6 protein-coding genes are annotated in these 7234 nt (G+C 71.3%); 5 read left to right on the top strand and 1 reads right to left on the bottom strand.

Annotation, left to right across the window (positions count from 1 at the left end; genetic code table 11):
- The coding region (locus ACFYE3_RS17465) for a transketolase-like TK C-terminal-containing protein (protein WP_449274660.1) at positions 1–867 on the top strand (867 nt) is incomplete at its 5' end.
- Positions 868–943: 76 nt separating this feature from the next.
- Here ACFYE3_RS17465 and ACFYE3_RS17460 read toward each other — a convergent pair.
- Positions 944–1717 carry an IclR family transcriptional regulator gene (locus ACFYE3_RS17460; protein WP_368833205.1) on the bottom strand — a complete coding sequence of 258 codons (774 nt, stop codon included), beginning with the start codon at positions 1715–1717 and terminating at the stop codon, positions 944–946.
- Between the two features lie 183 nt (positions 1718–1900).
- Here ACFYE3_RS17460 and ACFYE3_RS17455 point away from each other — a divergent pair, with 183 nt between their 5' ends.
- The 4 genes from ACFYE3_RS17455 (at position 1901) to ACFYE3_RS17440 (ending at position 7199) form a co-directional block, all read left to right on the top strand.
- Complete coding sequence (locus ACFYE3_RS17455; protein WP_387611246.1) at positions 1901–3319, top strand: NAD-dependent malic enzyme; 1419 nt, start codon at positions 1901–1903, stop codon at positions 3317–3319.
- 90 nt (positions 3320–3409) lie between these two features.
- Entirely contained in the window at positions 3410–5038 is a 1629-nt protein-coding gene (aceB, locus tag ACFYE3_RS17450) for a malate synthase A (protein ID WP_387611243.1), read from the top strand.
- A 26-nt stretch (positions 5039–5064) separates the two neighbouring features.
- Positions 5065–6381 (top strand): DUF6986 family protein, encoded by a 1317-nt coding sequence (locus tag ACFYE3_RS17445; protein WP_387611251.1) that lies wholly within the window; start codon positions 5065–5067, stop codon positions 6379–6381.
- Positions 6378–7199: a bifunctional allantoicase/(S)-ureidoglycine aminohydrolase gene (locus ACFYE3_RS17440; RefSeq protein ID WP_387611240.1), complete on the top strand. Its 822-nt coding sequence runs from the start codon at positions 6378–6380 to the stop codon at positions 7197–7199. Before ACFYE3_RS17445 ends, ACFYE3_RS17440 begins: the two co-directional genes overlap by 4 nt.
- The last annotated feature ends 35 nt before the right edge of the window (positions 7200–7234 follow it).

The following is a 7234-nucleotide window of genomic DNA, read 5'->3' as shown; positions in this document are numbered from 1 at the left end:
GGCGACTCCTTCTGGGCCGCCGCCGACCAGATGACCCGCGGGTTCATCATCGGGGCCACCGCCGGGCGCACCACGCTCACCGGCGAGGGCCTCCAGCACGCCGACGGCCACTCCCCCGTGCTCGCCGGCACGAACCCGGCCGTGCGCTGCTACGACCCGGCCTACGGCTACGAGATCGCCCACATCGTCCGGCACGGCATCGAGCAGATGTACGGCCCGGACTCGGCGGACCCGAACGTCATGTACTACCTCACGGTCTACAACGAGCCGTACCAGCAGCCGGTCGAGCCGGAGGACGTCGACGTCGAGGGCATCGTGCGCGGCATCCACCTCATCGCCCGCTCCGAGCACCCCGGCCCCAAGGTTCAGCTGCTCGGCTCGGGCGTGTCGGTGCCGTGGGCGCTGCAGGCCCAGCAGGTGCTCGCCGCGGACTGGGGCGTCTCGGCCGACGTGTGGTCGGTGACCTCCTGGAACGAGCTGCGCCGCGACGGCCTGGCCGCCGAGCAGGAGGCCTTCCGCAATCCGGGAGCACCGCGCCGGACGCCCTTCGTGGCCCGGCAGCTCGCCGGGGCGGAGGGGCCCGTGATCGCCACGACGGACTTCGTCTCGGAGCTGCCGGACCGCATCCGGCAGTACCTGCCCCACGACTTCGCCACCCTGGGCGCCGACGACTTCGGCTTCTCGGACACCCGTGCCGCGGCCCGGCGCTGGTTCAGGATCGACGTGCACTCCATCGTGGTGCGGGCCCTGCAGATGCTCGCCGACCGTGGGGAGGTGGACGCCGCGGCCCCGGCCCGGGCCTTCGCGCGCTACCGCCTGGACGACGTCACCGCCGGCACCACCGGCAACGCGGGCGGAGACGCCTGAGTCCGCTCGAGCATGCGACGGCGGCGCCTGCCGGCCCCATGGGGCCGGCAGGCGCCGCCGTCGGGACGAGCAGATCTCAGGCCGGGCCGGGCATCAGTTCCGCGGCGATCGCCTCGGCGGCACGCCGCAGCACGGGCACGGCCCGGCGGCCGAAGTCCTCGTCCACCCGGGACACGGGCCCCGAGACGGAGATGGCCGTGGGCGTCGGCGCCCCGGGCACCGCCATCGCGTAGCAGCGCACCCCGAGCTCGGTCTCCTCGTCGTCGATCGCGTAGCCGCGCTCCCGGATCCGGTCCAGGTCCGCGAAGAGCTCCTCGAGGGTCCCGATGCTCTTGGGCGTGGGCGTGGGCATGCCCGCGGCGCCCACGATGGCGCGGATCCGCTCGTCCGGCAGGGTGGCGAGCATCGCCTTCCCCACCCCGGTGTCGTGGGTGTCGGCTCGGCGGCCCACCTCGGTGAACATGCGCATCGACCGGTTGGACTGGGCCTGGGCGATGTAGACGACCTCCTGGCCGTCGAGCACGGCCATGTTCGCCGACTCGCCGAGCTCGGCCACCAGCTCGTCCAGCCGGGTGCGGGCTGCGGAGCCGAACTGGCGTCCGGCAGCCTCCCCCAGCAGGATCAGGCGGGGACCCAGCGCGTAGTTGCGGTTGGGGAGCTGGCGGACGTAGCCGGAGGGCACCAGCGTGCGCAGCAGCCGGTGGATGGTGGGCAGCGGCAGCTTCACGGTGGCGGAGAGCTCGCTGAGCGACATCTCGCCACCGGCCGCGGTGATCACCTCGAGGAGCTCGAACACGCGTTCCACCGATTGCACCCCGCCCGAGCCGGCTCGTGTGGTCGTGGTGGTCATTGACATCTCCCGTCGGTACGGCCCGGGCGCTGCGTGCGGCGGGCGGAATCTCGGCCGGAAAGTCCGTGACAGGTGTCACGAAGAACGCTTGCCAACCTCAGCTGACTCCCATAATATCCATAATACGAAAGTTTCATTCCACGATACGACTGAAACTGTCAAACCACAGCCTCTGGAGGAACCATGGCCACGCCCAGTCCCGGTTATTCGATGATCCTGCGCGTCCAGGCGCCGGCAGGCCTCACGGTCACCAGCGAGCTCGCCACCGCCGCCGCGCGCGCCGGTGCGGCCGTGACCGCCCTCGACGTCGTCGAGTCCCACTCGGGCCACGTCGTCGTCGACGTCAGCTGCAACGTCTCCGACGCCAGCCACCGCGACGAGGTGCGCGACGCCCTCAACGCCCTCGACGGCGTGGAAGTCCGCAAGATCAGCGACCGCACGTTCCTCATCCACCTCGGCGGCAAGATCGAGGTCACACCCCGCGTCTCGCTGCGCAACCGTGACGACCTCTCCCGGGCCTACACCCCCGGCGTGGCCCGGGTGTGCATGGCCATCCACGACAACCCCGAGGACGCCCGGCGGCTCACGATCAAGCGCAACACGGTGGCCGTGGTCACCGACGGCACCGCGGTGCTCGGCCTGGGCGACATCGGCCCGGCCGCGGCGCTGCCGGTCATGGAGGGCAAGGCGGCCCTGTTCAAGGCCTTCGCCGGCGTCGACGCGTGGCCCGTGTGCCTCGACACGAAGGACACCGACGAGATCGTGCGGATCGTGAAGGCCATGGCGCCGGTCTACGGCGGGATCAACCTGGAGGACATCGCGGCCCCCCGCTGCTTCGAGATCGAGGCGAGGCTGCGCGAGGAGCTGGACATCCCTGTCTTCCACGACGACCAGCACGGCACCGCGATCGTGGCCCTGGCCGCCCTCTTCAATGCTCTGCGGGTGGTCGGCAAGAAGATCGAGGACGTCAAGATCGTGGTCTCGGGCGTGGGCGCGGCCGGGCACGCGATCATTCAGCTGCTCAAGGCTCAGGGCGTGCGGAACATCGTCGCCTGCTCCCGCAAGGGTGCCATCCACCGCGGGGAGAGCTACGACGACGCCCACCGCCAGTGGATCGCCGAGAACACGAACGAGGCCGGGTTCTCCGGTTCCCTCAAGGAGGCCGTGGTCGGCGCCGACGTCTTCATCGGCGTCTCCGCGCCGAACCTGCTCGACGAGGCCGACATCGCGTCCATGAACGACCGTGCGATCGTCTTCGCCATGGCCAATCCCGATCCCGAGGTCGACCCGGGCGTCGCCGCGGAGCACGCCGCGGTGGTCGCGACCGGCCGCTCTGACTTCCCGAACCAGATCAACAACGTCCTGGCCTTCCCCGGCCTGTTCCGCGGCCTGCTCGACGCCGGGGCCTCCGACATCACCACCGACATGCTGGTCGCCGCCGCGCGGGCCATCGCCGACTGCGTGGCCGAGGACGAGCTCAACGCGAGCTACATCGTCCCCAGCGTCTTCGACCAGCACGTGGCCCCGGCCGTGGCCGAGGCGGTGCAGCGGGTGGCCCAGCAGGACGCCCAGCAGCACTCACTGGTGGCCGCCCAGCGGTAGCCCGGCAACCGCCCCCGCACCACCGCGCGTCGAGGCCGCTCCCTGCCGGGCGGCGACGCCCACCCAACCCAGCACCGAACGGAGACCACCATGGCCATCGAGTTCACCACCCCAGCAGGCCTGGACCGCGCGAGCGAGATCCTCACCGACGAGGCCCTCGCCTTCGTGGAGGCCCTGCACCAGAACTTCGCCGACCGCCGCACCGAGCTGCTCGGCGCCCGGGAGCAGAACCGCCGCCGGGCCGCCGAGACCGGCACCCTGGACTTCCTCCCGGAGACCCGGGAGATCCGCGAGAGCCAGTGGAAGGTCGCCCCGGCACCGCCCGCCCTCCAGGACCGCCGGGTCGAGATGACCGGGCCCGCCTCTCCCGCCAAGATGGCGATCAACGCCCTGAACTCCGGGGCGAAGGTGTGGCTCGCCGACCTCGAGGACGCCTCGAGCCCCACCTGGCACAACCAGGTGGACGGCATCCTCAACCTGTGCGACGCCGCGCGGGGCACGCTGTCCTTCACCTCCCCGGAGGGCAAGGAGTACGCGCTGCGCCAGGACGCCCCGCTCGCCGTGGTGGTCACCCGACCCCGCGGCTGGCACCTGCCCGAGCACAACGTCACCGTGGACGGGCAGCCGGTCTCCGGCGCACTCGTGGACTTCGGCCTGCACTTCTTCCACACCGCGAAGCTCCTGCTGGCCAACGGGCACGGACCGTACTACTACCTGCCGAAGATGGAGTCCCACCTCGAGGCGCGGCTGTGGAACGACGTGTTCACGTTCGCCGAGGAGCACCTGGACATCGAGCACGGCACCGTCCGGGCGACCGTGCTCATCGAGACGATCCCCGCCGCGTTCCAGATGGAGGAGATCCTCTGGGAGCTGCGGGAGCACGCCTCGGGGCTCAACGCGGGACGCTGGGACTACCTGTTCAGCATCATCAAGTACTTCCGGGACGCCGGCGAGCGGTTCGTCCTGGCGGACCGCTCGACCATCACCATGACCGCCCCACTGATGCGGGCCTACACCGAGCTGCTCGTGAAGACCTGCCACCGCCGCGGCGCCTTCGCGATGGGCGGCATGGCCGCCGTGATCCCGAACCGCCGGGACCAGGAGGCCACCGAGGCCGCGTTCGCCAAGGTGCGCGCGGACAAGACCCGTGAGGCCAGCGACGGCTTCGACGGGTCCTGGGTGGCCCACCCGGACCTGGTGCCCACCTGCCGCGAGGTGTTCGACGAGGTCCTCGGCGAGCGGCCCCACCAGGTGGACCGGCTGCGCGAGGACGTGCAGGTGACCCCCGAGCAGCTGCTCGACGTCCCCAGCGCCGGCCGGGTGAGCACCCAGCAGGAGCTCGCGGCCAACCTCTACGTGGCCGTCCGCTACACCGCCGTGTGGCTCTCCGGCAACGGGGCCGTGGCCATCCACAACCTCATGGAGGACGCCGCGACCGCCGAGATCTCCCGCTCGCAGATCTGGCAGCAGATCCGCAACGGCGTGGTGTACGAGGACACCGGCAACACCGCGACCCGCGAGCTCGTCGCCGAGGAGCTCCAGAGGCAGCAGGAGGTGCTGCGCGCAGAGGTCGGCCAGGAGCTGTTCGAGGCGTACTTCGAGCCGGCCGCGCGACTCATCGCCGATCTCGTCCTGGACGAGGAGTACGTCGACTTCCTCACCCTGCCCGCCTACGAACTGCTCGAGAAGTCCGCCCGCGACCGGGTGACCACGAAGTGAGCGCCGGCGACCTGGGCACCAGGACGCTGGGAAGGGCCTTCCAGCAGCGCGCGGCCGAGCTGCTGACCGGCACCGACCAGCTGCTCCAGCGGGCCTACCCGGGAGATCCGGGAACCCGCCAACCCGTGCACACCGTCTACCTCCCGGCCGACACCTTCACCCCTGAGACGGCCCAGCAGTGGGGGGCGCGCGCCGCCGAGGCCGTGGCCGGACTCGGGGTGGGCGTCCTCGCGGCGCGCATCGCCCCCGAGGGGGCCGCTCCCGAGCTGGTCGACCAGGTGGCCCGGGCGGTCGAGCGCAAGCTCGCCAGCGAGCCGATCGAGGATCTCCGTCTGGACTTCGAGGACGGCTTCGGTGACCGCGGGGACCAGGAGGAGGACGAGTGGTCCGTCCGTGGGGCACACACCGTGGCCCAGGCCGTCCGGGAGGGCACCGCACCGCCGTACATCGGCATCCGCTTCAAGTGCTTCGAGGCCCCCACCCGGGACCGCGGCCTGCGCACCCTCGACCTGTTCCTCACCACCCTGGTGCGCGAGGGCGGGCTGCGGGCGTCCGGGCACAGCGAGGACGGCCTGCCCCGCGGCCTCGTCCTCACCCTGCCCAAGGTGAGCACCCTGGAGCAGGTCGAGGTCATGGTCGAGGCCTGCGAGCAGCTGGAGGCCGGCCTCGGGCTGCCGGCCGGGCGGCTGCGGTTCGAGGTGCAGATGGAGACCGCCCCCATGATCCTGGGAACCGACGGCACCTGCCCCATCCCGGCGATGCTCCACCGGACGGACGGACGGGTCGAGGCCCTGCACTACGGGACCTACGACTACTCCGACTCCCTGCAGATCGCCGCCCAGTACCAGTCCATGGAGCACCCGGCCGCCGACCACGCCAAGGCCGTCATGCAGGTCGCCGTGGCCGGCACCGGGGTGCGGCTGTCCGACGGCTCCACGAACATCCTGCCCACCGGGAACGACCAGCAGAAGCTGGCCGCCTGGCGGCTGCACTCCCGCCTGGTGCGCCGCTCCCTGGAGCGGGGCTACTACCAGGGCTGGGACCTGCACGCGCACCAGCTGCCCACCCGCTACCTCGCCACGTACTTCTTCTACCGCGAGGGTTTCGCCGCGGCGGCGCTGCGGCTGAAGAACTACGTGCACGGCATCGAGTCGGAGATCATGGACGAGCCCGCCACGGCCCGCGCCCTGGCCCGCTTCGTCCACCGCGGCGTGCTGTGCGGAGCGATCTCCGGGGAGGAGCTCGAGGAGAGCGCCGGCATCGGAGAGCACGAGCTCTTCTCCCTGGCCCACCCCAAGGCCGCGGCACCGGCCACATCGACCACCGGAGGCGACTTCACATGAGCGAGACCACCTACCACGCGCCGCACGGCGGCCACCCCGACCAGACCCAGCTGCTCACGGACCGGGCGATGTTCACGGAGGCCTACGCGGTGATCCCGCGCGGGACCATGCGCGACATCGTGACCAGCCGGCTCCCGTTCTGGGACGACACTCGCGTCTGGGTGCTCGCCCGCCCCCTGTCCGGCTTCGCCGAGACCTTCTCGCAGTACATCGTTGAGGTCGCCCCCGGCGGCGGCAGCGACCGACCCGAGACGGAGTCCGGCGTGGAGGGCGTGCTGTTCCTCATGGAGGGGACGCTGGTCCTGACCGTCGACGGCGAGGAGCACCAGCTCGCTCCCGGCGGCTACGCCTTCCTCCCGCCGGAGTGCGAGTGGACCGTGCGCAACACCGGCGGCGAACCCGCCCGCCTGCACTGGATCCGCAAGGCCTACGAGTACGTCCAGGGCATCGAGGTCCCGGAGCCGTTCGTCACCAACGAGCAGAAGGTCGAGCCGACCCCCATGCCGGGAACCGACGGCAAGTGGGCGACCACCCGCTTCGTGGACCCGGACGACGTCCGGTACGACATGCACGTGACGATCGTGACCTTCGAGCCGGGCGCGGTGATCCCCTTCGCCGAGACCCACGTGATGGAGCACGGCCTCTACGTCCTCGAGGGCAAGGCCGTCTACCGGCTCAACCAGGACTGGGTCGAGGTCGAGGCCGGCGACTTCATGTGGCTGCGGGCCTTCTGCCCCCAGGCCTGCTACGCGGGCGGCCCGGGCCGGTTCCGCTACCTGCTCTACAAGGACGTCAACCGGCAGATGAAGCTGCGCTGACCCGACGGCGATCCCGTCCCCACCGACCGGACCCC

The sequence above is a fragment of the Kocuria arenosa genome (genome assembly GCF_042879215.1).
GTDB lineage: Bacteria > Actinomycetota > Actinomycetes > Actinomycetales > Micrococcaceae > Kocuria > Kocuria arenosa.
This window is presented reverse-complemented; position numbering and strand designations above follow the sequence as displayed.

Bases quoted from the DNA above. Each gene is read 5' to 3' on its own strand.
- aceB (WP_387611243.1), top strand. From the start codon at position 3,410: ATGGCCATCGAGTTCACCACCCCAGCAGGCCTGGACCGCGCGAGCGAG.
- ACFYE3_RS17440 (WP_387611240.1), top strand. From the start codon at position 6,378: ATGAGCGAGACCACCTACCACGCGCCGCACGGCGGCCACCCCGACCAG.
- ACFYE3_RS17455 (WP_387611246.1), top strand. From the start codon at position 1,901: ATGGCCACGCCCAGTCCCGGTTATTCGATGATCCTGCGCGTCCAGGCG.
- ACFYE3_RS17460 (WP_368833205.1), bottom strand. From the start codon at position 1,717: ATGACCACCACGACCACACGAGCCGGCTCGGGCGGGGTGCAATCGGTG.